22 protein-coding genes are annotated in these 25,421 nt (G+C 73.2%); 11 read left to right on the top strand and 11 right to left on the bottom strand.

Annotated elements, in window-relative coordinates; genetic code table 11:
• On the bottom strand, positions 1–572 hold a 572-nt coding region (locus Q0588_RS13800; RefSeq protein ID WP_298747243.1), incomplete at its 3' end, for an adenosine kinase.
• A gap of 175 nt (positions 573–747) precedes the next feature.
• Here Q0588_RS13800 and Q0588_RS13795 point away from each other — a divergent pair.
• Complete coding sequence (locus Q0588_RS13795; protein WP_298747240.1) at positions 748–1,617, top strand: transporter; 870 nt, start codon at positions 748–750, stop codon at positions 1,615–1,617.
• A gap of 166 nt (positions 1,618–1,783) precedes the next feature.
• Here the strand turns inward: Q0588_RS13795 and nth are convergent, their stop codons facing one another.
• Complete coding sequence (nth, locus tag Q0588_RS13790; protein WP_298747237.1) at positions 1,784–2,536, bottom strand: endonuclease III; 753 nt, start codon at positions 2,534–2,536, stop codon at positions 1,784–1,786.
• A gap of 147 nt (positions 2,537–2,683) precedes the next feature.
• Here nth and Q0588_RS13785 point away from each other — a divergent pair, with 147 nt between their 5' ends.
• The gene (locus Q0588_RS13785; RefSeq protein ID WP_298747235.1) at positions 2,684–3,154 is read left to right on the top strand and encodes a phasin family protein; all 471 of its coding nucleotides are present in this window, start codon (positions 2,684–2,686) and stop codon (positions 3,152–3,154) included.
• Positions 3,155–3,252: 98 nt separating this feature from the next.
• Here Q0588_RS13785 and Q0588_RS13780 read toward each other — a convergent pair whose 3' ends face one another.
• Genes Q0588_RS13780 through Q0588_RS13770 form a run of 3 tightly spaced genes read right to left on the bottom strand, consistent with a single transcriptional unit; the run spans position 3,253 to position 7,697 of the window.
• Positions 3,253–4,710, bottom strand: coding sequence for an AMP nucleosidase (locus Q0588_RS13780; RefSeq protein WP_298747232.1), 1,458 nt, complete (start codon positions 4,708–4,710; stop codon positions 3,253–3,255).
• 46 nt (positions 4,711–4,756) lie between these two features.
• Positions 4,757–5,614 (bottom strand): alpha/beta hydrolase, encoded by an 858-nt coding sequence (locus Q0588_RS13775; RefSeq protein ID WP_298747229.1) that lies wholly within the window; start codon positions 5,612–5,614, stop codon positions 4,757–4,759.
• Positions 5,615–5,651: 37 nt separating this feature from the next.
• Positions 5,652–7,697, bottom strand: a complete 2,046-nt coding sequence (locus Q0588_RS13770; protein WP_298747228.1) for an AsmA family protein — start codon at positions 7,695–7,697, stop codon at positions 5,652–5,654.
• Positions 7,698–7,875: 178 nt separating this feature from the next.
• On the opposite strand from Q0588_RS13770, the gene Q0588_RS13765 reads away from it, so the two are divergent.
• The gene (locus Q0588_RS13765) at positions 7,876–8,196 is read left to right on the top strand and encodes a hypothetical protein (RefSeq protein WP_298747226.1); all 321 of its coding nucleotides are present in this window, start codon (positions 7,876–7,878) and stop codon (positions 8,194–8,196) included.
• Positions 8,197–8,237: 41 nt separating this feature from the next.
• Here Q0588_RS13765 and Q0588_RS13760 read toward each other — a convergent pair whose 3' ends face one another.
• Positions 8,238–10,328, bottom strand: coding sequence for a S9 family peptidase (locus Q0588_RS13760; RefSeq protein WP_298747249.1), 2,091 nt, complete (start codon positions 10,326–10,328; stop codon positions 8,238–8,240).
• 134 nt (positions 10,329–10,462) lie between these two features.
• Here Q0588_RS13760 and Q0588_RS13755 point away from each other — a divergent pair, with 134 nt between their 5' ends.
• The 8 genes from Q0588_RS13755 (at position 10,463) to Q0588_RS13720 (ending at position 20,979) form a co-directional block, all read left to right on the top strand.
• A complete protein-coding gene (locus tag Q0588_RS13755; RefSeq protein WP_298747224.1) occupies positions 10,463–11,338 on the top strand; it encodes a 1-acyl-sn-glycerol-3-phosphate acyltransferase in 876 nt (291 codons plus the stop codon).
• Positions 11,331–11,807 carry a tRNA (adenosine(37)-N6)-threonylcarbamoyltransferase complex ATPase subunit type 1 TsaE gene (tsaE, locus tag Q0588_RS13750; RefSeq protein WP_298747222.1) on the top strand — a complete coding sequence of 159 codons (477 nt, stop codon included), beginning with the start codon at positions 11,331–11,333 and terminating at the stop codon, positions 11,805–11,807. Before Q0588_RS13755 ends, tsaE begins: the two co-directional genes overlap by 8 nt.
• Entirely contained in the window at positions 11,800–12,888 is a 1,089-nt protein-coding gene (gene amgK, locus Q0588_RS13745) for an N-acetylmuramate/N-acetylglucosamine kinase AmgK (protein ID WP_298747220.1), read from the top strand. Before tsaE ends, amgK begins: the two co-directional genes overlap by 8 nt.
• A 20-nt stretch (positions 12,889–12,908) precedes the next feature.
• Positions 12,909–13,616, top strand: a complete 708-nt coding sequence (gene murU / locus Q0588_RS13740) for an N-acetylmuramate alpha-1-phosphate uridylyltransferase MurU (RefSeq protein ID WP_298747246.1) — start codon at positions 12,909–12,911, stop codon at positions 13,614–13,616.
• On the top strand, positions 13,613–16,702 hold the full coding sequence (gene addB, locus Q0588_RS13735) for a double-strand break repair protein AddB (protein ID WP_298747218.1): 3,090 nt from the start codon (positions 13,613–13,615) through the stop codon (positions 16,700–16,702). Before murU ends, addB begins: the two co-directional genes overlap by 4 nt.
• The gene (gene addA, locus Q0588_RS13730; RefSeq protein ID WP_298747215.1) at positions 16,699–20,163 is read left to right on the top strand and encodes a double-strand break repair helicase AddA; all 3,465 of its coding nucleotides are present in this window, start codon (positions 16,699–16,701) and stop codon (positions 20,161–20,163) included. The genes addB and addA overlap by 4 nt, the downstream gene beginning before the upstream one ends.
• Positions 20,164–20,282: 119 nt before the next feature.
• A complete protein-coding gene (gene trxA, locus Q0588_RS13725; protein ID WP_298747213.1) occupies positions 20,283–20,621 on the top strand; it encodes a thioredoxin in 339 nt (112 codons plus the stop codon).
• Positions 20,622–20,700: 79 nt separating this feature from the next.
• Positions 20,701–20,979: a hypothetical protein gene (locus Q0588_RS13720; protein ID WP_298747210.1), complete on the top strand. Its 279-nt coding sequence runs from the start codon at positions 20,701–20,703 to the stop codon at positions 20,977–20,979.
• A gap of 8 nt (positions 20,980–20,987) precedes the next feature.
• Here the strand turns inward: Q0588_RS13720 and Q0588_RS13715 are convergent, their stop codons facing one another.
• The 5 genes from Q0588_RS13715 to trpB form a co-directional block, all read right to left on the bottom strand.
• Positions 20,988–22,274 (bottom strand): folylpolyglutamate synthase/dihydrofolate synthase family protein, encoded by a 1,287-nt coding sequence (locus tag Q0588_RS13715; protein WP_298747207.1) that lies wholly within the window; start codon positions 22,272–22,274, stop codon positions 20,988–20,990.
• A gap of 11 nt (positions 22,275–22,285) precedes the next feature.
• Positions 22,286–23,179: an acetyl-CoA carboxylase carboxyltransferase subunit beta gene (locus Q0588_RS13710; protein ID WP_298747204.1), complete on the bottom strand. Its 894-nt coding sequence runs from the start codon at positions 23,177–23,179 to the stop codon at positions 22,286–22,288.
• Between the two features lie 10 nt (positions 23,180–23,189).
• Positions 23,190–24,020, bottom strand: coding sequence for a tryptophan synthase subunit alpha (gene trpA, locus Q0588_RS13705; protein WP_298747201.1), 831 nt, complete (start codon positions 24,018–24,020; stop codon positions 23,190–23,192).
• Entirely contained in the window at positions 24,017–24,445 is a 429-nt protein-coding gene (locus Q0588_RS13700) for a hypothetical protein (RefSeq protein ID WP_298747198.1), read from the bottom strand. Before Q0588_RS13700 ends, trpA begins: the two co-directional genes overlap by 4 nt.
• Position 24,446: 1 nt before the next feature.
• A partial coding sequence (gene trpB / locus Q0588_RS13695) for a tryptophan synthase subunit beta (protein ID WP_298747195.1) occupies positions 24,447–25,421 on the bottom strand: 975 nt, incomplete at its 5' end.

Raw genomic sequence — 25,421 nt, 5'->3', positions numbered from 1 at the left:
TCCGACAGGGTGATGGCGACCTTGCGTCCGGCGGCGTGGGCGCACGCCGCGGCGGCCTCGAAGGCGGCGCGGGCCGGGGCCGGGTCGAACAGATAGCCTTCCAGATAGACGATGGCCGAGGCCCCGATCAGGTCCGCATCGATGTCGGCGGCGGACAGCTGGTTGGCGGCGCCGAGGAAGGTGCACATGGTGCGCTGGCCGTCGGGCGTGACGTTGATCATGCAGACGCCGGTGGCCCCGCCCGCCAGCGGCGGGGTCTCGAAATGGACCCCGACGGCGCGGATGTCGTGGCTGAAGACCCCGCCCAGCATGTCGTCGGCCACCTTGCCGATATAGGCCGCGCGACCGCCGAACGAGCCGATCCCGGCCACGGTGTTGCCGGCCGAGCCGCCCGAGGCCTCGACCCCGGCGTTCATGGCCGCATAGAGGGCGGCGCTGCGCCCGGCGTCGACCAGCTGCATCGAGCCGGGGGTCAATCCCTGCGCCTCCAGAAAGGCGGGGTCGCAGGGGGCCAGCACGTCAACGATGGCGTTGCCGACGGCGCAGACGTCATAGGTAGGGTTCTGGGTCATGGGCGGGGCCATAGCGGGACGGGCGGGGTTTGGCGAGAGGGCGCGTGAGCCGGGCGCCAGTGAGTAGCGCCAGTGAGCAAGAGGTGAGCGAATCCGCGCCAGGACTGAGGCCGTCGGCTCACCCCCTGCTCACTGGCACTACTCACCAAGGGTCCGCCCGGCTATCACCAGCCGCATGACCGAGATCGCCGTCCTCACCCCCGATCCCGCCGACCCCTCCTACGCCGGCCAGTGGCCCGGAGTGCTGGAGCGCCTCGCCGACGCCCTGTCCACGGCCGGGATCACCGTCGAGGCGACGCCCTGGACCGACCATGTGGAGGACGCCTCCGGCCTGACCGCCTGTCCGCTGGTCCTGCCGCTGATCGTCTGGGGCTATCACCGCGACCATGGGCGGTGGATGCGGGCCTGCGAAACCTGGTCGGCGGCCGGCGTCAGGATGCTCAATCCGCCGCCGGTGATCGGCTGGAACTCCGACAAATCCTATCTCGGCCGTCTGGCGGAACAGGGCGTGGCCATCCCCCCGACAGTCTGGATCGACGGCCCGACCCAGGCCGATGTCGACGCCGCCTTCGACCGGTTCGAGACCGACACCGTCATCGTCAAGCCGCGCGTCTCGGGCGGCGCGTGGAAGACCCTGCGCCTGTCGCGCGGCGACCGGCTGGCCGACGCGCCCGGCGGCCCGGCGATGATCCAGCCCTATCTGCCGTCGATCGAGACCGAGGGCGAAACCAGCCTGCTGTTCTTCGGCGGCCGGCTCAGCCACGTGGTCGAGAAGCGGCCGGTGGCGGGCGAATTCCGCATCCAGGTCCAGTTCGGCGGCCGGTACGCCGCCCTGGCCGAGCCGCCGGCCGGCGCGCTGGCCCTGGCCGAACGGACCCTCGCCGCCATCGGCGAGGACCTGCTCTACGCCCGCATCGACATGGCCCGCGGCCCGGACGGCGAATGGCTGCTGATGGAGGCCGAGCTGATCGAGCCGGACTTCTACCTCGGCTCGGCCCCGGAGGGCGGGCGGCGGTTCGCGGAGGCGGTGAAGGCGCGGCTGTGATCCCTCTCCCGAGGGGAGAGGGGTTGAGCGCACGAGAGCGCAGCGATCGTCCTTGCGCGAAAGGGTGAGGGCGTCCGGCGCCAGGGACGTCAGGCTCCGTAACCCCTCATCCTCCCACTCGGCTGCGCCGAGCGGGCCCCTCCTTCTCCCGATGGGAGAAGGAAACCTAAGTCGCCTCCCCCAACGCCGTCAGCCCCGCCCGTGACGGACACAGGTCGCTGATCACGCAGGCGCTGCACTTCGGTCGCCGCGCCGTGCAGGTGTAGCGGCCGTGCAGGATCAGCCAGTGGTGGGCCCTGGGCAGCCAGCGCTCGGGCACCACCCGGAACAGCTGGGCCTCGACCTTGTCCGGGGTCCCGGCGTTGGCCAGCCCCAGCCGGTGCGAGACGCGGAAGACATGGGTGTCGACGGCGATGGCGGCCTCGATGCCCAGTTCGTTCAGCACCACGCTGGCGGTCTTGCGGCCGACGCCGGGCAGGGCCTGAAGGTCGGCCCGGTTGAGCGGAACCTCGCCGCCGTGCCGCTCCAGCAGGATGCGGCTGAGGGCGATGACATTCCTCGCCTTGCCGCGATACAGGCCGATCGACGAGATGAAGGGGATCAGCCCCGCCTCGCCCAGGGCCAGCATCTTCTGCGGCGTGTCGGCGACGGCGAACAGCCGGTCGGTGGCCCTGTTGACCGCGACGTCGGTGGCCTGGGCCGACAGGGCCACGGCGACCACCAGGGTGAAGGGGCTGGACCAGTTCAGCTCGGTCTTCGGATCGGGCATGACCCGCGCCAGCCGCCCGAAGATCGCCTCGACCCGGTCCTCGTCCGGCGGCCAGCCCAGCACAGGGACCACGGCGCCGGTCATCACGGCGGGGCGTTTCGGCGCGGGCTTCCTGGAACGGCCCTTCGCCGGGGCTTCTGGGGGCTTCATGCCCCGTCGTCGCCGGGCGGGAGACCCGCGTCAAGATCAGCGCCTCCGGCAGGCGACCGACCCGCTGCAGGCCGGCCCGGAGAAGGGCCGACAGATCATCGACGCCGCGGTCTTGCCGTAGGCGCTATTGGCGCGCACGGTCCCGACATGATCGATCAAGCCCACCGCACCGCCCGCGCGGGCCAGGAACTGCTTCAGGCCTCGGGCGACGTCATCACCCGGCGGCTGGAGATCGTCGCCGACGGCTGGCGCGACCCGCTGAAGGCCGACCTGCGCGAACTGGGCCTGATGGGCTCGGAGAAGGTCGAGGCCCTGACCGCCTCGGCCAGCGCCGGCCTCGACGGCGCGGTGAGCCTGGCCGCCGCGGCGACCGCCGTCGCCGCCCGGGAATCCGCCGCCGCCCAGGGCGCCCTGAACGCCGTCCTGACCGCCCGCAACCCGGCCGAGGCCGCCCTGGCGCAGGGCGGCTGGATGACGGCCGCCATGGGCCGGGCGGTCAGCGACGGCTGGGCCTTCGGCGCCTCGATGCTGAGGCTGCAGGCCGAGACCCTGGCGCCGATCCACGCCGCCGCCGTCGCCAATTCGAAACGTCTGAAGCGCAAGCCGCGACGGGTGTAACGGGTGTCCCGGCTGTCGCGGATTTTGTCGACGATGTCCCGGACCGTCTGTCACGCATGTCTCGCCCGAAATGTATCGGGTGGCGGCAACCGGAAATTCTACCGGAACGGCGGCTCGTCGAAGGCGCGCAGCTTGCGCGAATGCAGCCGGGCGCCCTCCTGACGCAGCAGGTCGACGGCCTGGATGCCGATCTGCAGGTGTTCGGAGATCGAACCCTCATAGAAGCGGTTGGCCTGGCCCGGCAGCTTGATCTCGCCGTGCAGCGGCCGGTCCGAGACGCACAGCAGGGTGCCGTAGGGCACCCGGAAGCGATAGCCCTGGGCGGCGATGGTGGCGCTCTCCATGTCGATGGCCACGGCCCGGCTCTGGTTGAAGCGCTGGGCCGATTTTGAATAGCGCAGCTCCCAATTGCGGTCGTCGGTGGTCACCACCGTGCCGGTGCGCAGCCGCCGCTTGACCTCCTCGCCCGGCGCGCCCGAGACCATCCTGGCCGCGTCGTAGAGGGCCCGCTGGACCTCGGCGATGTTGGGGATGGGGATGTCCGGCGGCAGCACGGCGTCGAGCACGTGATCGTCGCGCAGATAGGCGTGGGCCAGCACATAGTCGCCGATGACCTGGCTGTCGCGCAGGCCGCCGCAGTGGCCGATCATCATCCAGGCGTGGGGGCGGGTCACGGCCAGGTGGTCGCAGATGGTCTTGGCGTTCGACGGCCCGACCCCGATGTTGACCAGGGTGATGCCGTTCCAGCCCGGCGCGGTCAGGTGGTAGGCGGGCATCTGGTGCTTCTTCCAGGCCGCGTCCATCACCGCCTGCCCGGGGTTCGGGGTGTCCCGCGTGATCACCACCCCGCCGGCGCAGGACAGGGTCTGGTAGGGGCTGGCCGGATCGGCCAGCTGGGCGCAGGCCCAGCGCACGAACTCGTCGACGTACCTGTTGTAATTGGTGAACAATATATAGGATTGCACATCCTCCACCGGCGTCCCGGTATAGTGTCTGAGCCGGGCCAGGGAGAAGTCGGTGCGCAGGCCGTCGAACTGGGCCAGCGGGAAGTCCTCGCCGGGGTCGAACAGGCCGTCGGAGATTTCGTCGCCGATATGGGCCAGGTCGGTGGTCGGGAAATGGCGGGCCACGGCGGCGGTCTGGCTGCGGTCCAGGGTCACGGCCGAGCCGTCCATGACATAGGGAAAGGGGATTTCCTGCTCCGACGGGCCGACCTGGAAGGTGGCGCCGTAGTCGGCCTCGAGCAGGCCCAGCTGCTCGGCCAGATAGGGCCGGAACAGTTCGGGGCGGGTGACGGTGGTGGAATAGACGCCGGGCCGCGACAGGCGGGCGTAGGAGCGGCTGGCCAGGTTGGCGGGGCGGTCGCCGAACCAGCTGACCCGCAGCCGGGGATAGGTGAACAGGCCCCGCGCCCGGGCCTCGGGGTCGGGCCGCTCGCCGGTGGCGAGGAAGGTCCGCACCGCCTCGCGCAGATTGGTCACGGCCTGGTCGTAGAGGGTTTCGAGGCGGTCCAGCGCCGCCGGGCCGCCGAGGGCCGATGTGTCGGAGTCTGTCATGGCCTCCGATAACGGATGATGATGACCTTGGCGAGACGACCGCGGCTCAGGCCAGCTCCCGCCGCAGGAAGGCGGTGACATCGTCCAGCACCGGCGCCTTCTTGCGGAACAGCGGCGAGAAGGTCGCGATCAGGTCGGCGTGATTCAGCCCCGGGTAGAGTTTGGCCTCGCAGCGACCGCCGGCCGCGATCATCCGCCCGCACAGGATGGTGGTGTCCTCGGCGTGCACCACCTCGTCCTCCGTCCCGTGACCCAGCCACAACGGCGGGGCGTCGGGGCGCACGAAGGTCACGGGCTGGGTCAGGGTCAGGTCCGGGGCGCGGCCGAAGGCGTTGATCGAGGCGGGCACGTCGAGCGGCAGGAAATCATAGGGGCCCGCCAGGCCGGCCGCCGCCCTGATCAACCCCGGCGCGCCGGCGGCGGCCATATAGCGGCGGTCCAGCGCGATCATGGTCGCCAGATGGGCCCCCGCTGAATGGCCGATGACGCCGAGGCGGCCGGGGTCGCCGCCATACCGCGCCGCGACCGAGCCGGCGTGCGCCGTCGCCGCCGCCGCGTCCTCGATGAAGCCGGGGAAGCGTACGGTCGGGACCAGCCGGTAGTCCGGCACGGCGACGACGAACCCCCGCGCCGCAAGGGCGTGGGCGGCCCAAGCATACTGCGACCGCTCGCCCGAGTCCCAGCCGCCGCCGTAGAAGAACACCAGCACCGGCCACGGCCGGGCCGGGACGGCCGTCGGGGCGAGGATGTCGAGGCGCTGGCGCGGATCGTCGCCGTAGGCCAGGGCGCGGGCCCGCCGCCGGACGCCGCCGTCGCGGGGGCCCAGCGCGTTCAGCGCGCCCAGCGGCGAACAGGCGGCGGCCAGGGCCGCGGCGGCGGGGGCGAGGAATCCTCGGCGGGTCATCGGGCCAGGATAGCCGCAAAGCCCCGCTTCGGCCCAGTCACCTCGCCGACGAGATCAGCGCGCCGCAGTTGGCGTCCTCGGCCAGCCCCGGATCGACGAAGGCGGCCAGCGCCGCGAACGGATTGACCAGCGCCCCCAGCAGGCCGCCGACGCCCAGTTGCGCCGCCACCGCGCCGCGGTCGACATCGACCTTCGGCGAGGTCAGCGGCCCCCGCGCCAGGATCGGGGCCCACAGCCGGACGAGGCGCGGCTCCTTGGTCTCGCCGTCGATGCGCAGGTTCATGGTCTCGGCCCCGAGGTCGATCGTGCCGCTGCCGCGCGCCACCACGGGGGTGGTGTCGATGACGAAGGTCCGGGCCGTGGCCGTGCCGCCGCTGACCGTGAAATCGGCGACGGCGCAGCGGATCTCGGCGGTCGAATCGTCGTCGTCGAGCAGTTTGAACAGGCCGGCGGTGAGGTTGATGCCCATCAGTTCGGCGAAGGCGGCGCGCATCCGGCCCTGCGGAACCACAAGGCTGACCGTGCCCTTCGAGGCGGCGGCGAAATCGTGCACCGAGGCGCCCGGCCCCTCCAGCCGCGCCCGTCCGAGCGCCCGGCCGCTGACGGTCGGGACGCCGCCGCGGGCCGGGATGATCGATTCCAGCGGATAGCCGCGCAGGCGGAAGTCGATGGCGCTGTAGGGCCGGTCCCGCGTCGCATTGATCCTGGCCGTGCCGCGCAATTCGCCGCGGTCGAAGGTGAAGGCCACCGGATCGAGGTTCAGCACGCCGCGCTTCAGGTCGGCGTCGATCTCGACCCGGCGGACGTCGAGCCCGTTCCGCTTCACCTGGGCCGCCCGATAGCGCAGCGCGCCGTCCATGACCCGCAGCCGCTCGACGTTCAACGGCGCGTCCGGCAGCAGGCGGCCGGGAGCGCCCGAGGAGACCACCGTGTCGCCGTCGGAGGTGACCCGCGGCTCGGCCCCCAGCACCGCCATCAGGTCGTCGAGGTCGAGGCGGCGCGAACGCAGGTCGGCGTCGACGCGGCGCCGGCCGCCCGCCTTGTCGACGACGACGTCTCCCGACAGGTCGGACGAGCCGACCCGGCCGCTGAAGTCCGCGAAGGTGAACCGGGCGTCGTCGCGGGTCAGCTTGCCGGCCAGCCGGTAGGGCGGGGTGTTCGGCGTGGTCACGCCGGTCAGCAGATAGAGGTCGGCCAGGTCCCGGCCCCGCAGCCGCAGGGCGGCCGTGAACTGGCCGAAGTCGAACGGCCGGGTGATCGAGCCGTCGGCGATCAGCCGGGCGCCCGCCCCGGCGATCTCGCCGTGAAACCGGTAGGGCCGGTCGCGGCGGATGTTGATGAAGGGGCCGCCGCGGACCAGGACCGTCAGCGGCGTGCCGTTGATCGTGCCCCGGCCGTCCAGGTGGAAGCCGGCCGCGCCGTCCGAACCCTCCCGCGCGTCGACGGTGGCTTCCAGCCTGATCTTCCGGCGCCGTTCGTCGAGCGAGAGTCGGCCGTCCGTGATCAGCAGCCGGTTGATCGGGGGCAGTCTCAATCCTTCGCCGGTGTCCGGCTGATCGGGATTCAGCCGCCAGCTCCGCCGGCCGTCCCCGGTGGCGATCAGCACCGCCCTGGGCCGGGAGACGACCACCAGCGGCAGCTCGACATGGCCGCCCAGCAGCGCCCGCAGCCGCACCGAGGCGCGCAGGTCCTCGACCGTCAGGGTGTCCTGCTCGCGGGCCCAGTCGGGGCCGCCGATGCGAAGGCCGCGGACCCGGGCCGAGGGCGTCCAGCTGAGCAGGGCCACGTCGAGGTCGCCGTTCAGCTCGATCTCGCGGTCGTAGCGGGCGGAGGCCCAGCGGCCGATCGGCCCGCGCAGCAGGTTCCAGTCGAACAGCAGCAGGAAGGCGACGACGGCGCCGGCCAGGGCCAGGGCGACGGCGGCGGCGATCCGTTCCGGCCGGCCGGGCCGGCGGACCGCCGCATAGACGGGATCGTGGGCCGCGACCCAGTCGCGCCAGCGACGCAGGCGGACCCCCGCCGGGACCATGGCCCGGTCCCGCACAACCAGCCAGTTCGGGTTGTCTTTCAGCGGGTTGCGCAAGGCGTCGGCCTCCGTCGGACCCGTTCAACGCGCGACGGGGCGGAAAGGCTCAGGGGCCGGAAGTCCGGTGATTGTAAAATTTCATACTTCATTTTGTCGTATAATATTTACATTCTGCGCAATCGGCGCATAATTCGCTCCGTAGCCCGATCATTTTTCGGGCAAGAAGGAGCTTCCGATGCGCATTCTCCGTACTGTCTTCGCCGCGGCCCTGGCGGGTGGCATGGCCCTTTCCGCAGCCGCGCCGGCGGCGGCTTTCGACCAGGCCGGGCCCATCGACGCCCGACTGTCGGGACGGGCGGTGCTGATCTGCGCCGCCGACGCCGCGACCCGCCGGTCGTTCGCCCGCGAACACGGCGCCGCCCCGGTCTTCATCACCGCGGACGAGGCGCTTCGGGTGCGCCCCTCCGATCCGGCCTGGAACGCGCCGCGCTGCATGACCGAGCGTGAATACGCCCGGCTGCGCGACGCCGCCGCCGTCCAGGCCCGGGTGCCCTGATCCGGCGCGCCCGCCGAACGCGGGCGCGCCTCAGCCCGGGGTCACTCGGCCGGCTTCAGGTGCTTGTCCAGCCAGCCGAACACCTCGGTGTGCCACTGCAGGCTGTTGGCTGGCTTCAGCACCCAGTGGTTCTCGTCGGGAAAGACGACCAGCCGGCTGTCGACGCCGCGGCGCTGCAGGGCGGTGAAGGTTGACAGGCCCTGGGCGGTCGGGATGCGGAAGTCGCGGTCGCCCTGGATGACCAGCATCGGATCACGCCAGTTCTGCACGTGGTTGGCGGGATTGAAGGCCTGGTAGCCGCGCGGGTTCTCCCACGGCGTGCCGCCGTACTCCCATTCGGTGAACCACAGCTCCTCGGTCGAATAGCCCATGCCGAAGGTGTCGAAGACGCCGTCGTGGTTGACCAGGCAGTCGAACTCGCCCGGCCAGTTTCCGGCGATCCAGTTGATCATATAGCCGCCGTAGGAGGCGCCGAGGGCGCAGGCGTTGTCGCCGTCGAGGAACGGATAGGCCTGCCGCGCCGCGGCCCAGCCCTTGCGCAGGTCTTCCAGCGGACGATCGCCCCAATGCTGACTGATCGAATCGGTGAAGGCCTGGCCGTAGCCCGTCGAGCCGTGGAAATCGATCATCACCACCGCATAGCCGGCCCCGGCGTAGGTCATGGGATTCCAGCGGTAGGACCAGCTGTTGCCGAACGACCCCTGGGGGCCGCCGTGGATCAGGAAGGCGACCGGGTATTCGCGCCCCTCGACGTAGTTGGCCGGCTTGATGACGTAGCCGTGGACGGTCTCGCCGTTCCAGCCCGCGAAGCTGAACTGCTCGGCCTCGCCGAAGGCCCTGGCGTTCAGCTGCGGGTTCACATCGGTGATGCGGCGCGGCGTTTCGCGGCCGAGGAAGGTCTTCACGAACAGCTCGCTCGGGCGCGTCAGGGAGTCCTGGGCGAAGACGAGGCCGGACGGCGTCTGGTCGAAGCTCGAGACATGGCCCTCGCCGGTGACCGGCGTGACCACGCCGTTGCGGGCGTCGACGGCGAACAGCCGGGTCTGGCCGACGTCGCCGGCCACCGTGTACAGGGTGTTGCCGTCGCGCGACCACTGCAGCGTCTGGGCCGAACGGTCCCAGTCGGCCGCGATCTGGCGCAGCCGGCCGGTCTCGACGTCGCGCAGGACGATGGCGAACTTGTCCGACTCGAAGCCCGGCCGGGCCATGGCGCGGTAGGCCAGGGTCCGCCCGTCCGGCGAGAACACCGGGCCGGCGTCCCAGGCGTCATTGTCGTCGGTCAGGTTCTCGAACGTGCCGTCGCCGGTCAGGCCATTGGTGCGGTAGAGGTCGAAATTGGTGCTCCACGGCTCCGAGCGGCCGGCCAGGCGGGCCGAGAACACCACCGCCCCGCCGTCGGGCGTGAAGGTGAATTCGCTGTCGTCGCCGAACGGCTTGGAGGGCGTGTCGCCGTCGAAGCCCCGTGTCACCCACGCCGGCTCGCCCGAACCGTCGGTATTGACCACGAACAGGTGGTTCTGGGTTCCGTCGTTCCAGGTGTCCCAGTGGCGCACGAACATCCGGTCGTAGACCTGGCCGGTGCTCTTGCGGTCCGCCTCGGCCTTCAGGCGATCCACGGTGCAGGCCAGGTCGGCGCAGGACGGGAAGACCGACAGCGAGACCACGACCTTGCCCGCGTCCCGGCTCAACCGATAGGCGTTGACGTCCACCGGCAGGTCGGTGACCTGGACCGGATCGGTCCCGTCGGCGTCGGCGCGCCAGACCTGGCTGGAGCCCGAACGGTCGGACAGGAAATACAGCCTGCCGTCGGACCCCCAGCGCGCCGTGTTGGCCCCGCCCTCGCTGATCGCCAGGCGCCGGCCCTCCCCCGGCTCCCGCAGATCCATGATGTAGATCGAGCCGGCGCGGCGGTTGGCCTCCACGTCGGTGGTGGTCACCGAATAGACCACCCAGCGGCCGTCCGGCGACACCTGCGGATCGCCCAGCCGGTTGGCGCCGATCATGTCGCGCCAGGTGAACGGCTCGGCGGCCTGGACCCCGGCCGTCGCCGCGGCCGGGCTCGCCGCCAGCGTCGGCAGGGCGGCCCCGGCGAACAGGGCGACGGCGCTGAGGCCGGTCAGGAGGCGGGTCATCGGCGACATGCGCGGATCCTCGGCGTTGCAGGACGGGTCGGGGCGAAGGGGTGGCGCCGCCGGAGCCGTCCGTCAATGCCGCCGCGCGCCTCGACGCTTGCGGAGCGTGCCCGGACCGGCGACAAACGCGCGGCATGACCGCCGCCGCCCTGACCCAGACCGGAGCGCCGCCCAGAGAGGCGGGGCCGCACATCTGCGATGTGCTGATCGCCGAACGCGCGCCGCGCTTGACCGGGTCGGCGGCGTGGCCGCTGATCCGTCCGCTTCTCTACAAGCTGCTCGACTACCGCCACGCGGTGCGCATGGCCGACGCCGTCAGGCCGCTGTCCGGGATCGGGGCGCTGGAACATATGAGCGACCTGCTGGACCTGAAGCTCTCGGTGATGAACGGCGGGCGGATTCCGGCGAGCGGCCGCTGCATCGTCGTGGCCAACCATCCGACCGGCATCGCCGACGGCATCGCCGTGTTCGACGCCATCCGGGCCCGGCGCGACGACGCCGTATTCTTCGCCAACGCCGACGCCCTGCGAGTGTCGCCGCGGCTGGACGAGGCGCTCATCCCGGTCGAGTGGGTGGCCGAGAAGCGCACCCGCGAGAAGACCCGGGCCACCCTGCAGGCGGCCAGGGCCGCCTTCGAGGCCGAGCGCTGCCTGGTCATGTTTCCGGCCGGGCGGCTGGCGCGGGTGGGGCGCGACGGTTCGGTCACCGACCCGGACTGGGCCCCGACCGCGGCCTCGCTGAGCCGGAAATACGGCGCGCCGATCGTGCCGGTCCATGTGGCCGGCCCGTCCTCGCGGCTGTTCCACGCCTTCGACCGGATCTCCATGGAGCTGCGCGACGTCACCCTGTTTCACGAGTTGCTGAACAAGAGGCGCAAGCGGTTCTTCCTCAAGGTCGGCAAGCCGATCCCGCCCTCCCGGCTCGACATCGACGCCGCCCGCGCGACCTATTCGCTCAAGGCCTTCACCGAGCGCGTCCTGCCCAGCCAGCCGGACGCCGACTTTGCCTGAGCCCGACGGCAGGACGCTGGCCCTCGCCGACGCCGCCGCCACCGGCCGGCTGGGCGCGCGCATCGCGCCCCTGCTGGCGCGGGGCGAGGCCGTGCTGCTCCACGGCCCGCTGGGCATGGGCAAGTCGACCCTGGCCCGCGGCCTGATCCGCGCCCTGACCCGTCCCGACGAGGAGGTTCCCTCGCCGACCTTCACCCTGGTCCAGTTCTACGACGGCGACCCGCCGGTGGCGCATTTCGACCTCTACCGCCTGACCCGCCCCGGCGAGGCCGCCGAGATCGGCCTCGACGAGGCCCTCGACGAGGGCTGCGCCGTGATTGAATGGCCCGAGCGGCTGGGCCCGGACCCGGCCGCCTGGCTGGGGCCGGACCGGCTGGGCGTGACCCTCGCCGAGCACGGCTCCGGCCGCCTGGCGACGCTTCGCGGAGCCGGGGCATGGACGAACAAGCTGAAGGATCTCGATGTCTGAACGCGAACGGCAACGTCTGGACTTCCTCAGGGCGGCCGGCCTCGGCGAGGCCGTGCGCGCGCCCCTGCCGAGCGACGCCTCGACCCGCCGCTACGAACGGCTGACCACGGCGGCGGGGGCGACCCTGATGCTGATGGACCAGCCGCCGGCGCTGGAGTCCCGGCCCTGCGACCCGTCATGGACCCCGGAGCAGCGCCGCGCGGCCGGCTGGAACGCCGTCGCCCGCCTGTCGGCCGGCCGCATCGAGGCCTTCGCCGCGGTGGCCGAGCATCTTCGCCACGCCGGCCTGTCGACGCCCGAGATCATCGCCGTCGACGCCGACGCCGGTCTGGCCGTGATCGAGGATTTCGGCGACGACCTGTTCGCCCGGGTGATCGCCGAGGGCGAGCCGCAGGCCCCGCTCTACCTCGCCGCGGTCGACGCCCTGGCCCGGCTGCACCTGGCCGCCCTGCTGCCGACGGTGATGCAGGGGCCGGGCGGGGGCTGGCCGCTGCTGAGCTATGACGCCGTCGCCCTGCAGGGCGGCGCGGACCTGTATGTGGAGTGGTCGCCGAAACTGCATCCCGGGCTCGACTTCGGGCCGGCGGCGCTCGACGAGTGGCGCGCCGCCTGGGCGCCGATCACGGCCATGGGCGAGCAGAAGGCCTGGGTCGTCGCCCATCGCGACTACCATGCCGAAAACCTGATCTGGCTGCCCGAACGCGCCCACCATCGCCGGGTCGGCCTGATCGATTTCCAGGACGCGGTGCTGGCCCATCCGGCCTGGGACCTGCACTCCCTGCTCCAAGACGCGCGCCGCGACGTGCCCCCCGAGCTGGAACGGGTGGCCTTCGACCACTACTGCGAGGTGATGATGGTCGACCGCGAGAGCTACTGGCGCGACTATGTCGCCCTTGCCGCCCTGAACGGGGCGCGTATTCTCGGGGTGTTCGCCCGGCTGGTCGCGCGCGACGGCAAGCCGCGCTACCGGTCGTTCATTCCGCGCGTCTGGGCCCATCTGGAGACCAATCTGAGACAGCCCGGGCTGGAGGCCGTCGCGGCCTGGTTCGAACGCCATGTCCCGGTGGAGAGACGCGGGTGAGCGGCGCGCCCCGAACCGCCATGGTGCTGGCCGCCGGGCTCGGCACGCGGATGCGGCCGCTGACCGACGACCGGCCCAAGGCGCTGGTCGAGGTCGGCGGCAAGGCCCTGATCGACCATGTCCTGGACCAGCTGGCCGGGGCCGGGGTCGAGCGGGCCGTGGTCAATGTCCACTGGTTCGCCGACCGGCTGGAGCGGCATCTGGCCGGGCGCGGCCGCGGGCCGGCCATCGACATCTCCGACGAACGGGCCGAACTGCTGGAGACCGGCGGGGGACTGAGGAAGGCGGCCCCGCTGCTGGGCCCGGACGCCGTCTTCGTCGCCAATATCGACAGCGTCTGGACCGACCGCGGCGGCGAGGGGAATTCGGCCCTGAATCAACTCGCGCGCCTGTGGAATCCGTCAATCATGGACGCCGCCCTGCTGCTGGCGCGGCGCGAGGGCTCGGTCGGGTTCGAGGGCGCGGGCGACGTCTTCCTCGCCCCGGACGGCCGGCTGACCTTCCGCGGCGACGCTCCCTCCGCGCCCTACGCCTATATGGGCGTCCACATCTGCCGGCCGGACTATGTCGCCGGGGGACCGGAGGGACCGTTCTCGCTGATCGGCCTGTGGCGCAGGTCCGCCGCCGCCGGGCGGCTGTACGGCTGCGTCCTCGACGGCGACTGGATGCACGTCGGCGATCCGGCCGCGCGCGCCGAGGCCGAGGCCCGGCTGGCCGGGGCCGCATGAGCGCCGGCTTCGATCCGTTCGCCGCGGCCGGGCCGCGCTGGTACGCCGTCGAGGCGCGCCGTCCGTTTCTCGAGGACCTGGCCGCCGGAGTGCTGAACTGGCTCGGCGAACATCCGCCCGAAGCCCTGTCGGACGCGGTCATCCTGCTGCCCAGCCGCCGCGCCGCCCGCGCCTTCACCTCGGCCCTGACGAAGCTGGCCGGCGACCGGCCGGTGCTGCTGCCCCAGGTGCGGCCGCTCGGCGACCTCGAGGAGGACGAGCCGCCATTCGCGCCCGGCGAGCTGGGCCTCGACCTGCCGCCGGCCATCGCCCCCCTGACCCGCCGCTTCGAGATGGCGCGGATGATCGTCGAGGAGTTCCGCCCCGGCCTCGCCCCCCTGCGGGCGCTGGAGATGGCCGACGCCCTCGGCGGCTTCCTCGATTCCTGCCAGCTGGAGGAGATCGCCGACCTCGGCCGGGTCGCCACCCTGGTCGCCACCCTGGTCGAGGGCGACCTCGCCGAGCACTGGCGGGAGTCGGCCCGCTTCCTCGGCCTCGCCGTGGAGGCCTGGCCGAAGCGGCTGGCGGCCATGGGGCTGGTCGATCCGGCCTGGCGGCGGGCCCGCCTGCTGCGCCTGCTGGCCGAGGCGTGGCGCGAGCGCCCGCCGGCCCAGCCGGTCATCGCGGCCGGATCGACCGGCACCGCCCCCGCCGCCGCCGACGTGCTCGCCGCCGTGGCCGGGGCCCCACAGGGCTGCGTGGTCCTGCCCGGCCTCGACCGCGACCTCGATCCGGCTGTATGGTCCCGGTTGCGAGACAATGAGCAGCACCCGCAGAACGCCCTGTGGCGGCTGCTCGACCGGCACGGCCTGGCCCGCGAGGCGGTGCGGCCATGGTTCACCCCGGCCGGGGAGACGGGCCGGGAGCTGCGGGGCCGCGCCCGCCAGCGGCTGATCAACGAGGCCCTGCGCCCGGCCGACGCCACCGACGACTGGCGCGCCGTGATCGGGAGCCTGCGCGCCGAGGCCTTCCGCGCCCGCTCGGGCGACCCGATCGCCGAGGGACTGGAGGGCCTGTCGGTGGTCACCGTCCGCGCCGAGGAGGACGCCGCCGCGACCCTCGCCCTGATGATGCGCGAGACGCTGGAGACGCCGGGCAAGACCTGCGCCCTGGTCACCCCCGACCTCGGCCTGGGCCGCCGCGTGGCCGCCCGGCTGGAGCGCTGGGGCGTGGTCGCCGACAACTCCTCGGGCCAGCCCCTGTCGCGCATGGCCGCGGGCCGGCTGGTCGGCCTCGCCGCCCGCTTCATCGCCGAGCCGCTCGACCCGCACGTCCTGCTCGGCCTGCTCAAACACCCGCTGGTCCGGCTCGACCTGGACGGCGCCGAACCGGCTGTCGCGCTCAGGGCGCTGGAGGAACACGCCCTGCGCGGCCCGCGCCTGCGCGACTGGGCCCGGGCCCGCCGCGCCCTGCTCAGGGCGGCCGCGCCGCGCGACGACGGGCGGCCCCGTTCCGAGGGAGCCCGCGCCCGGGTCGCCGCCGCCGGCCGCCTGCTCGACCGGCTCGAGCGCCTGTCCGAGGCCGCGCGCGGGCCGTTCGCCCCCGACGCCCCCCTGGACGCCGCCGCCCGGGTCCTGGCGGAACTGATCGAGGCCCTGGCCGGGGCCGAGGCCTGGGCCGGACCCGACGGCGAGGCCGCCGCCGCGATGGCGGCCGGGCTGATCGAGGGCGGGGCCGCGCTGGGAGCCCTGCCGCCCGCCGACTTCGCCGAACTGGTCGCGACCCTGCTGGCCGAGGCGACGGTGCGCACCGGCGGGGCCAACCAGCCGCGCCTGCGCATCCTCGGGGCCATCGAGGCCCGGCTGGTCCGGGCCGACAGGATGATCCTGGCCGGGCTCGAGGAGGGGGTCTGGCCCAACGCCGCCGCCACCGACCCCTTCCTGTCCCGTCCCATGCGCGAGGCCCTGGGCCTGCCGCCGCCCGAGCGCCGGCTCGGCCAGAGCGCGCAGGACTTCGTCCAGGCCGCCTGCGCCGACGAGGCCGTCCTCGTCCATTCAGAGCGCCGCAACGGCCAGCCGGCGGTCAGGTCGCGCTGGCTCTGGCGGCTGGAGATGCTGACCCGGGGCGCCGACGCCCCCGCGACCCCGGTCCGGCTCGAACGGCCGTCGACGGCCCTCGACCAGGCCCGGGCCCTGGACGCCCCCGCCCGCGCCGCTCCCGACTACGCCCCGCGCCCGGCGCCGCGGCCACCGGTGGAGCGGCGCCCGCGGGAACTGCCGGTGACCGGCGTCGAACGCTGGGTGCGCGACCCCTACGCCGTCTATGCGCGCCATGTCCTCAATCTGAGACAGCTGGACCGGCCCGGCCGGTCGGCCGAGGCCCTGGCCCGCGGCGACGCCGTCCACAAGGCGATCGAGCGGCTCACCCTGTCGTGGCCGCAGGTCCTGCCCGAGGACTGCGCCGACCAGCTGGAGCGCCTGCTGCTCGAGGAGCTGGGCGAGCACGGATTCGAGGGGGCGGCCATGGCCCGGGAGGCGCCGCTGGCCCACAACTGCGCGCGCTGGCTGACCGGGTGGGAAGCGGAGCGACGCGCGCGCGGCGTCGACATCCGGGTCGAGGAGAAGGTCGGGATGCTGATCCCCGCCCCGGCCGGTCCGTTCCGGCTGACCGCCAGGGCCGACCGCATCGAACTGTCGGCCACCGGGGCGGCTGTGCTGGACTTCAAGACCGGACAGATTCCGTCGGCCAAACAGGTCCGGTCGGGCTTCTCGCCGCAACTGACCCTGACCGGGGCCATCCTCGCCCACGCCGGGCTGTCGGACATCGGCCCGGTCGCGCCGGAGGAGCTGACCTATGTCCGCGTGGTCGGCCGCAAGGTCCCGGGTCAGGCGGCGGTGCGCGCCCTCGGCGACGAGGCGGCGGCCCTGTCGGAGGCGGCCCTGGAGGGGCTGAAGACCCGCATCGCCCGCTTCGACGATCCGGCCACCCCCTATCTGTCGTGGGTGGCCCCGCAATTCATGGGGTCGTTCGGCGGCGACTACGACCATCTCGCCCGCGTCTGGGAGTGGCATGTGGTCGGCGGCGAGGATGGGGGAGATGCCGAATGAGCGGCCGCATCCTGCCCGACCCGCGCCAGATCGCCGCCGCCGATCCGCGCCGCTCGGTGTTCGTCACCGCCAACGCCGGCTCGGGCAAGACCTCGACCCTCGTCGACCGGGTGGCCCGGCTGCTGCTGGAGGAGGTCCAGCCGGGCGAGATCCTCTGCGTCACCTACACCAGGGCCGCCGCGGCCGAGATGCAGTCCCGGCTGTTCGATCGGCTCGGGGCGTGGGCGGTGATGGACGACGGGGCGCTGGCCCGGTCTCTCGCCGACCTCGACGGCCGCGATCCCGCCTCGCTGTCCGGGCCCGACCTGTCGAAGGCGCGACGCCTGTTCGCCAAGGCGCTGGAGACCCCCGGGGGGCTGAAGATCCAGACCCTCCACGCCTTTTGCGAGACGCTGCTGCGCCGCTTTCCGATCGAGGCCGGCGTCACCCCCGGCTTCACCGTGCTCGAGACCGAGGCGGCGCGGGCCCTGTCGCACCAGGCCCGTGAGGCGCTGGCCCGGCGCGCCCTGGCCGATCCGGAGGGGCCGGTCGGGCGCGCCTACGGCCATTTCGCGGTCGAGCTCGACTGGGGCGCCTTCGAGGCCCTGCTGGCCGCGATCGAGACCGACCGGGCCAAGCTGACCGACTATACGGCCCGGGTCGCCGGCGGTCGCGCCCCCGGCCCGCACGCCCTCGCGGGGGCCCACCCCGACGAGACGCCGGACTCGATCGAGGCCGGCTTCATGGGGCGGCTCGACCGGGCGCGGTGGCTGGAGCTCGCCGCCGCCATGGCGACCGGCTCGGCCAACGACCGCAAATGCGCCGACCGGATGCGGGCCGCGCCGTGGAGCTTCGCCGGGCTGGGCGACGTCTTCCTGACCCAGGGCGAGCCGCGCAAGGCGATGGCCACGGCCCGGGCCCCGGCCGGGGCGGGGGCCCGGCTGGCCGACCTGCAGCTCGGATACCTCGCCGCCCTGGAGGCGGTGCGCAAGGCGCGGGTCGCGGCCGACACCGTGCACGTCCTGACCCTGGCCGAGGTCCATGCCCGGCTCTATGACCAGGCCAAGGCGGCCAGGGGGGCGCTGGACTTCGGCGACCTGGTCGCCCGCACCGTCGACCTGCTGACCGAAAGGGCCTCGGCGGCCTGGGTGCTCTACAAGCTGGACGGCGGCGTCGAACATGTGCTGGTCGACGAGGCCCAGGATACGGCGCCCCAGCAATGGGACATCCTGCGCGCCCTGACCGAAGACTTCTTCGCCGGCGAAGGCGGCCGGAGATTCACCCCGGTCCCGGCCTCGGGACGGAGGCTGGACCGGACCCTGTTCGCGGTCGGCGACGAGAAGCAGTCGATCTATTCCTTCCAGGGGGCGCGGCCCGAGCGGCTGCGCCAGGAGGCGCAGCGCTATGACGCCCTGGTCACCGCATCCGGCGGCCGTTTCGAAGGGGTCGAGCTGGCCACCTCGTTCCGCTCGACGCCCGAGGTGCTGGGTTTCGTCGACGCCGTGTTCGACGGGCCGGGACGGACGGCCGCCCTCGTCGGCGGGGAGGTCGGGGCCATCCCGCCCCACGTCGCCCGGCGCGCCGGACAGGCCGGCTGCGTCGACCTGTGGCCGCTGTTCGAGGACATCCGGCCGGCCGAGCCCGGGGTCTGGGACCCGGTCGACCTGGAACCGGGCACGAGCGGCCGCAAACAGCTGGCGGCGAAGCTGGCCGCCGACATCCGCCGCCAGGTCGAGACCGGGGTGGCGGTCCATGATCGCCGGACCGGGACGCCGCGCCCCTGTGGATTCGGGGATTTCCTGATCCTCGTGCGCCGCCGCGACGCCACCTTCGAGGAGATCATCCGCGCCCTGAAGAGCGCCGGCGTGCCGGTGGCCGGGGCCGACCGGCTCAAGCTGTCGTCGCACATCGTCTTCGACGACCTGGTCGCCGTGGCCCGTTTCGCCCTGTTCCCCGACGACGACCTGAGCCTCGCCGAGGTGCTGCGCAGCCCGTTCTGCGACGTCGACGAGGACAGTCTGTTCGCCCTCGCCGGCGCCCGGGACCGGCGCGGCCTGTGGCGCGAGCTGCGCGACCGGGCCGGCGAGCGGCCGGAATGGTCCCACGCCCGGGACCTGCTGGCCTTCGCCCTCGGGCGCCGCGGCCGCGACCCGTTCGCCTTCTTCTCCGGCCTGCTCAACCGCGTCGACGCCGACGGCCTGTCGGGCCGGGCCCGGATCCTGCGCCGGCTGGGCCGCGAGGCCGAGGAGGCCATCGACGAAACCCTCAACCAGGTGCTGTCGGCCGAGGACCGCGGCGGCGTCGACCTCGAGACCTGCGTGGCCCTGCTGGAGGCCGCCGATGTCGAGGTCAAGCGCGAGCTGGAGGGGCCGCGCGGCGAGGTCCGGGTCATGACCGTGCACGGAGCCAAGGGGCTGGAGGCGCCCATCGTCATCCTGCCCGACACCACCGCGCGGGCGAAGGCGCAGGGCCCCGGCCTGATGCCGGTCGCGCTCGACGACGGGTCAGAAGCCTGGCTGATGTGCCCCGGCGCGTCGAAGGAGGACTGCGACGCCTCCCGGGCCGCCCGCGAGGCGCGGCAGGCCCGCACCGACGCCGAGACCCTGCGCCTGCTCTACGTCGCCCTGACGCGGGCGCGGGACCGGCTGGTCGTTCTCGGCCGCGCCTGCGGCAATTCCAGGCAGGGCTATGACGACGGCAGCTGGTGGGCGGTGCTGGTCGAAACCTTCGGCCGCCTCGGCGCCGAGGTCCGCGAGATCGGCGGCGGCGTGCTGCGCCTCGGCCCCGACCCGGCCCGGCTGGCCCCCGGGGCCGGCGGCGCGCCGGTCCGGACGGTCCCGCCGGACTGGGCCGCGGCCCCGCCGGCCCCGGACCACGCCGCCCGCTACGCCGCGCCGTCGCAGATGGAGGGCGCCGTCCGCATTCCCGCGCCCTCGCCGCTGGCCGTCGCGGCCGGGGCCGGCGCGCCGCTGGGCCGGTTCCGGCGCGGCGAACTGATCCACCGCCTGCTGGAGCGGCTGCCCGACGTCGCGCCGGCCGAGCGGGCGACCGCCGCCGCCCGCCTGCTGTCCCGGGAACGGGACCTGACCGACGACCACCGCCGGGAGATGATCGCCGCCGCCTTCTCCGTGCTGGATGACGCCCGCTTCGCCCCGGTGTTCGGGCCCGGTTCCCGGGCCGAGGCCGCCCTGTCGGGAGGCGCGCCGGAGCTGCCCCCCGGCGTCGCCGGCTCGGGCCGCATCGACCGCCTGGTGATCACCCCGGAGCGGGTGCTGGTGGTCGACTACAAGACCAATCGCCCCGCCCCGGATCGCATCGAGGACGCCGATCCGGCCTATGTCCTGCAGCTGGCCGTCTACGCCGCGGTGCTCAGGCGGCTCTATCCCGACCGGCCCGTCGAGGCCGCACTGGTCTGGACCGACGGGCCGCGGCTGATGCCGGTTCCCCGGGCGCTTATGGACGCGGCCCTCGCCGCGCGGTGAACGTGTCGCGTTGATTTGACCCGCGACGCGCCCCACATCGGTGCCGAACCGCCGGAATCACCCCATCCTGTCCGGCTGAAAACAGAACCGTGCGTCCGGACGGACGCCAAGGAGGGCCCATGGCCACCGTCAAGGTCACCGACGACAGTTTCGACGCCGACGTCCTGAAATCCCCGACCCCGGTGCTGGTCGACTTCTGGGCCGAATGGTGCGGCCCGTGCAAACAGATCGGCCCGGCCCTGGAGCAGATCGCCGACGAACTGTCCGGCCAGGTCGTCATCGCCAAGGTCAACATCGACGACAGCCCGATGGTCCCCTCGCGCCTCGGCGTGAAGGGCATTCCGACGCTGATGCTGTTCAAGGACGGCCAGCTGGCCTCGATGAAGGTCGGGGCCATGCCCAAGGGCAAGATCGTCGAATGGCTGGCCGAGGCCGGCATAGGCCAACCCGCGCGCTGACCTCCCGCGGGTCGGTCCGGCCCGGATTTGCGCGGTTCGCGGATCGGTGATCTATTTGGCTCATTAGCGGAGTCCCGTCATGCTGACCGCCGTTCTGACCGCCGCCGCCCTGCTGGCCGGGCCGCCCCAGTCCGTTTCCGTCATCGCGCGCAACGCGCCGGCGGCCGAGGCCGCGCCCGCCGACGAATCCGAAGCCGCGGGCGCCGAAACGCGCCGCGTCTGCCGCTACGAGCGGGCCACCGGCTCCACCCTCCAGCGGCGCGTCTGCCGCAATGTGCCGCGCACCCAGTACCAGGACCAGGAAGTCCGCGAATTCATGCGCGACCATCAACGCTGGGATCCGCTGCCCTCGGGCTGAGGCCAGACTCAGCCGGGCCAGGTTTCGCGCGCGACGCCCAGCACCTCGCCGGCCAGGTACAGCGATCCGCAGATGACCACCCGTCCGGCGCCGAGCCGCAAGGCTCGCGCCAGCGCCTGGTCCACCGAGCCGCACGCCGTCGCGCCGAGGCCGCGCCCGCGGGCCACCGCCGCCAGCGCCTCCGGCTCGGCCGCGGCGCCGTCGAAGCCGACGGTGAAGACCGCGGCCCCCGACGGCTTCAGCGCCTCGAAGAAGCCGCCGGCGTCCTTGTTGGCCAGCATGCCGACGATCAGGGCGAGGGGACGGCTCGCCCGGGCCTGACGCTCGGCCAGCGCCGCCGCCAGCGCCGCCGCGGCATGAGGATTGTGCCCCCCGTCCAGCCACAGTTCGGCGTCGGCCGCCCGCGCCGCCTCGCCAAACGGGCCGGCGGTCAGCCGTTGCAGCCGCGCCGGCCAGCGCACCGCCCGCAGGCCCGCGGCGATGGCGGCCCCGGGCAGGTCCAGCTCCAGCGCCACGGCGACGGCCAGGCCGGCGTTGGCGATCTGATGCGGCCCGACCAGCGCCGGAGCGGGCAGGTCGAGGAACCGTTCCTGATCCTGGAAGACCAGGCCGCCGCGCTCGGCCCAGGCGTCGAAATCCACGCCCATCACGGTCAGGGGCGCGCGGACCGCGGCGGCGGCCGCCTCGATCGCCGCCATGGCCTCCTCCGGCTGGCGGGCGATCAGGCCGCGCGCGCCCGCCTTGAGAACGCCGGCCTTCTCGACCGCCACCCCGCGCAGGCTGGAGCCGAGGAATTCCGCGTGATCGAGATCGACCGGGGTGATGACGCCCAGCAGCGGCCGCTCGATGACGTTGGTGGCGTCCAGCGTCCCGCCCAGCCCGACCTCGACCACGGCCAGGTCGGCCGGCGTTTCGCTCATGGCCAGAAAGGCGGCGGCCGTGGCGCTCTCGAACACCGTGGCCTCGCGGCCTGACGCGTCGATCGCGGCCTCGACCCGGTCGAGGATGGCGTTCAGCGCCTCATCGTCGATCAGCCGGCCGGCCAGCCGGATACGCTCGTTGAAGCGGACCAGGTGCGGCGAGGTGTAGGCGTGGACCCTCAGCCCGGCCGCCTCGGCGATGGCGCGGATGAAGGCGACGGTCGAGCCCTTGCCGTTGGTCCCGGCGACGTGGATCACCGGCGGCAACCGGCGCTGGGGATCGCCCAGCGCCGCGCACAGAGTCCGCATCCGCTCCAGCGACAGGTCGATGCGCTGGGGGTGGCGAGCGCGCAGGCGTTCCGAGATCGGATCCATCAGCGGGGCTCTCAGGCCGCCCGGCGCTTCCCGCCCATCAGCATCGACAGGATGCGGCCCAGCACGGCAGGCAGTTCGGCCCGGGTGACCACGCGGTCGACCATGCCCTTCTCCTGCAGATATTCGGCCCTCTGGAAGCCCGGCGGCAGCTTCTCGCGGATCGTCGCCTCGATGACGCGCGGACCGGCGAAGCCGATCAGGGCGCCCGGCTCGGCCAGATGCACGTCGCCGAGCATGGCGTAGCTGGCGGTGACGCCGCCGGTGGTCGGATCGGTCAGCACCACCACGAAGGGCAGTTGCGCCGCCTTCAGCTCCTGGATGGCCAGGGTGGTGCGCGCCATCTGCATCAGGCTGAGCGCCCCCTCCTGCATCCGCGCCCCGCCGGCCGCGGTGAAGCAGACCAGCGGGACGCCGCGCCCGATCGCGGCCCGGGCGGCGGCGATGAAGGCCTCGCCCGCGGCCATGCCCAGCGAGCCGCCCATGAAGGTGAAGTCCTGAACGATGACCACCGCCGGCGTGCCGTCCAGCTCGCCGAAGCCGATGGCCATGGCGTCCCGGCGCCCGCTGGCCTTACGGGCCGCGGCCAGCCGCTCCCTATAGGGCTTGCCGTCCGAGAATTTCAGCGGATCTTCCGGGACCTCGGGCGTGTCGACCGGCTCATACGAGCCGTCGTCGAAGGTGAGGCGCAGGCGGGTCGGCGCGTCGATGCGCATGTGCCGGCCGGTCGGCGTGACCCACAGCGCGCCCTCGAGGTCCGGGCGATACAGCATCTCGCCGGTGTCCGGGTCCTTGACCCACAGATTGTCCGGCGTGTCGCGCCGGCTGACGATCTTGCGCACGCCGGGGGCGAAGCGGGCCAGCCAGCCGCCGCGCTTCTCCTGCTGGGGTTTGTTCCTGTCGACCATGAGCGGCGCTTTAGACGGTTTCCGGCGTCCTTGCACCCCGGACCGCGCCGGCGAGGGCCCCGACCCTGGCCAGAACCCGCCCGACCGGGGAGTCGTTCGCCTCCAGCGCCGCCGCCACCTCGTCGACCAGCACCGAGCCGGCCACCACGGCGTCGGCGACCCGGGCGATCTCAGCGGCCCGTTCGGGCGTCCTGACCCCGAAGCCGACCGCCACCGGCAGGCCGGAGGCCCGGCGCACCCGCGCCACCGCCGGCGCCACGGCGGCGGCCTGGGCCTCCTTGACCCCGGTCACGCCCGCGACCGAGACATAGTAGACGAAGCCCGAGGTCCGTTCGGCGATGATCCTCAGCCGGGCGTCGTCCGAGGTCGGGGTGGCCAGCCGGATCAGCGACAGCCGGGCCGCGTCGAGGGCGTCGGTCAGCGGCCCGGCCTCCTCCGGCGGGCAGTCGACCACGATCACCCCGTCCACGCCCGCCGCCGCCGCATCGCGGGCGAAGGCGTCATGGCCGTAGCTTTCGACGGGATTGAGATAGCCCATCAGGATCAGCGGCGTGTCGGCGTCCCCGGCGCGGAAGTCCGCGGCCAGTTCGAGCGTGCCCTTCAGCGTCATCCTGGCCTTGAGACCGCGCAGGGCGGCGCGCTGGATCGGCGGCCCCTCGGCCATCGGGTCGGAGAAGGGAAAGCCCAGTTCGATGAGGTCGGCCCCGGCCGCGGGCAGGCCGCGCAATATCTCCAGCGCCTCGTCCCGGCTCGGATCCCCGGCCATGACATAGGCCACGAACCCGGCCCGGCCCTCGGCCTTCAGCGCCGCGAAACGGGCGTCGATACGGGCGGTGGTCATTGGGCCGGCGCAGGCGTCGCGGCCGGGGCCGCCGGGTCCGCGCAGACGTCGCCCGGGATCGGGCCGAAGCCGAGGTAGCCGACCGCCTCCGGGCCGGCGGGGCGCGAGGTGTCGTAGAAGGCCTGCATCTGCAGCCCGTCGCAGCCGCCGGCGTCGCGCCGGCGCACGAAGACGACCCGGTTGTCCTCGCCCCCGGCGGGAATCCAGCCTCGCGTCCGGAGGTCGGCGATATAGGCGTCGGCCAGGGGGCCGATCCCCGCCAGCGGGGCGCTGACGCAGAAGGCCCGGCCGGCCAGGCCGTAGAGATTGCCGCAGTCCGGGGCCGGCGTGGCGCCGGGCAGCACGAACGTCTCGGGGCTGGCCGCCTGGGCCATGGCCGGACCGGCCAGCAGCACCGCCGCGGCGGCCGTGATCGCGATCTTCATTCTACAACTCCACGCCCAGATGCTTCGCCACGGCGAAGATGTCCTTGTCGCCCCGCCCGCACATGTTGAGCACGACATCGCCGCCCTTGCCCACCTCCCTGGCGATCTCGCCGACGCGGGCCAGGGCGTGGCTCGGCTCCAGGGCGGGGATGATCCCTTCCAGCCGGGAGCATAGCTGGAAGGCCTCCAGCGCCTCGGCGTCGGTGGCGGCGCGGTATTCGGCGCGGCCGATGTCCTTCAGCCAGGCGTGCTCGGGGCCGATGCCCGGATAGTCCAGCCCGGCCGAGATCGAATGGCCCTCGAGGATCTGGCCGTCGTCGTCCTGCAGCAGATAGGTGCGGTTGCCGTGCAGCACGCCCGGGCGGCCGCCCTGCAGCGAGGCCGCGTGGTCCGGCCCGTCCAGCCCGCGCCCGGCCGCCTCGACCCCGATCAGCCGCACCCCGGCGTCCTCGATGAACGGGTGGAACAGGCCGATGGCGTTCGAGCCGCCGCCGATCGCCGCGACCACCGCGTCAGGCAGCTTGCCGCGCCGCGTCAGCATCGAGGCCCGCGCCTCGCGCCCGATCACCGCCTGGAAGTCGCGCACCATGGCCGGATAGGGGTGCGGGCCGGCCGCCGTCCCGATCAGATAGTAGGTGTCCTCGACATTGGTCACCCAGTCGCGCATGGCCTCGTTCATGGCGTCCTTGAGGGTGGCCCGGCCGGACGTCACCGGCACGACCTCGGCCCCCAACAGCTTCATGCGGAACACGTTCGGCGACTGCCGCTCGACGTCGGTGGCGCCCATGTAGACGACGCATTGCAGGCCGAAGCGGGCGCACACCGTGGCCGTCGCCACGCCATGCTGGCCGGCCCCGGTCTCGGCGATGATCCGCCTCTTGCCCATCCGCATGGCCAGCAGGATCTGGCCCATGCAGTTGTTGATCTTGTGGGCGCCGGTGTGGTTCAGCTCGTCGCGCTTGAACCAGATGTCGGC

The sequence above is a fragment of the uncultured Brevundimonas sp. genome (assembly GCF_937870815.1).
In the GTDB taxonomy this organism is placed as follows: Bacteria; Pseudomonadota; Alphaproteobacteria; order Caulobacterales; family Caulobacteraceae; genus Brevundimonas.
The sequence above is the reverse complement of the archived record's forward strand: the minus strand, read 5'-3'. Positions and strand labels throughout refer to the sequence as shown.

What these genes read in the sequence shown, in the direction of transcription:
- Q0588_RS13785 (WP_298747235.1), top strand. Translation starts at nt 2,684, where the DNA reads ATGATCGATCAAGCCCACCGCACCGCCCGCGCGGGCCAGGAACTGCTT.
- amgK (WP_298747220.1), top strand. Translation starts at nt 11,800, where the DNA reads ATGTCTGAACGCGAACGGCAACGTCTGGACTTCCTCAGGGCGGCCGGC.
- Q0588_RS13720 (WP_298747210.1), top strand. Translation starts at nt 20,701, where the DNA reads ATGCTGACCGCCGTTCTGACCGCCGCCGCCCTGCTGGCCGGGCCGCCC.
- addA (WP_298747215.1), top strand. Translation starts at nt 16,699, where the DNA reads ATGAGCGGCCGCATCCTGCCCGACCCGCGCCAGATCGCCGCCGCCGAT.
- addB (WP_298747218.1), top strand. Translation starts at nt 13,613, where the DNA reads ATGAGCGCCGGCTTCGATCCGTTCGCCGCGGCCGGGCCGCGCTGGTAC.
- Q0588_RS13765 (WP_298747226.1), top strand. Translation starts at nt 7,876, where the DNA reads ATGCGCATTCTCCGTACTGTCTTCGCCGCGGCCCTGGCGGGTGGCATG.
- Q0588_RS13795 (WP_298747240.1), top strand. Translation starts at nt 748, where the DNA reads ATGACCGAGATCGCCGTCCTCACCCCCGATCCCGCCGACCCCTCCTAC.
- trxA (WP_298747213.1), top strand. Translation starts at nt 20,283, where the DNA reads ATGGCCACCGTCAAGGTCACCGACGACAGTTTCGACGCCGACGTCCTG.
- Q0588_RS13710 (WP_298747204.1), bottom strand. Translation starts at nt 23,179, where the DNA reads ATGGTCGACAGGAACAAACCCCAGCAGGAGAAGCGCGGCGGCTGGCTG.
- Q0588_RS13700 (WP_298747198.1), bottom strand. Translation starts at nt 24,445, where the DNA reads ATGAAGATCGCGATCACGGCCGCCGCGGCGGTGCTGCTGGCCGGTCCG.
- Q0588_RS13715 (WP_298747207.1), bottom strand. Translation starts at nt 22,274, where the DNA reads ATGGATCCGATCTCGGAACGCCTGCGCGCTCGCCACCCCCAGCGCATC.
- nth (WP_298747237.1), bottom strand. Translation starts at nt 2,536, where the DNA reads ATGAAGCCCCCAGAAGCCCCGGCGAAGGGCCGTTCCAGGAAGCCCGCG.
- Q0588_RS13780 (WP_298747232.1), bottom strand. Translation starts at nt 4,710, where the DNA reads ATGACAGACTCCGACACATCGGCCCTCGGCGGCCCGGCGGCGCTGGAC.
- trpA (WP_298747201.1), bottom strand. Translation starts at nt 24,020, where the DNA reads ATGACCACCGCCCGTATCGACGCCCGTTTCGCGGCGCTGAAGGCCGAG.
- murU (WP_298747246.1), top strand. Translation starts at nt 12,909, where the DNA reads ATGGTGCTGGCCGCCGGGCTCGGCACGCGGATGCGGCCGCTGACCGAC.
- Q0588_RS13760 (WP_298747249.1), bottom strand. Translation starts at nt 10,328, where the DNA reads ATGACCCGCCTCCTGACCGGCCTCAGCGCCGTCGCCCTGTTCGCCGGG.
- Q0588_RS13775 (WP_298747229.1), bottom strand. Translation starts at nt 5,614, where the DNA reads ATGACCCGCCGAGGATTCCTCGCCCCCGCCGCCGCGGCCCTGGCCGCC.
- Q0588_RS13755 (WP_298747224.1), top strand. Translation starts at nt 10,463, where the DNA reads ATGACCGCCGCCGCCCTGACCCAGACCGGAGCGCCGCCCAGAGAGGCG.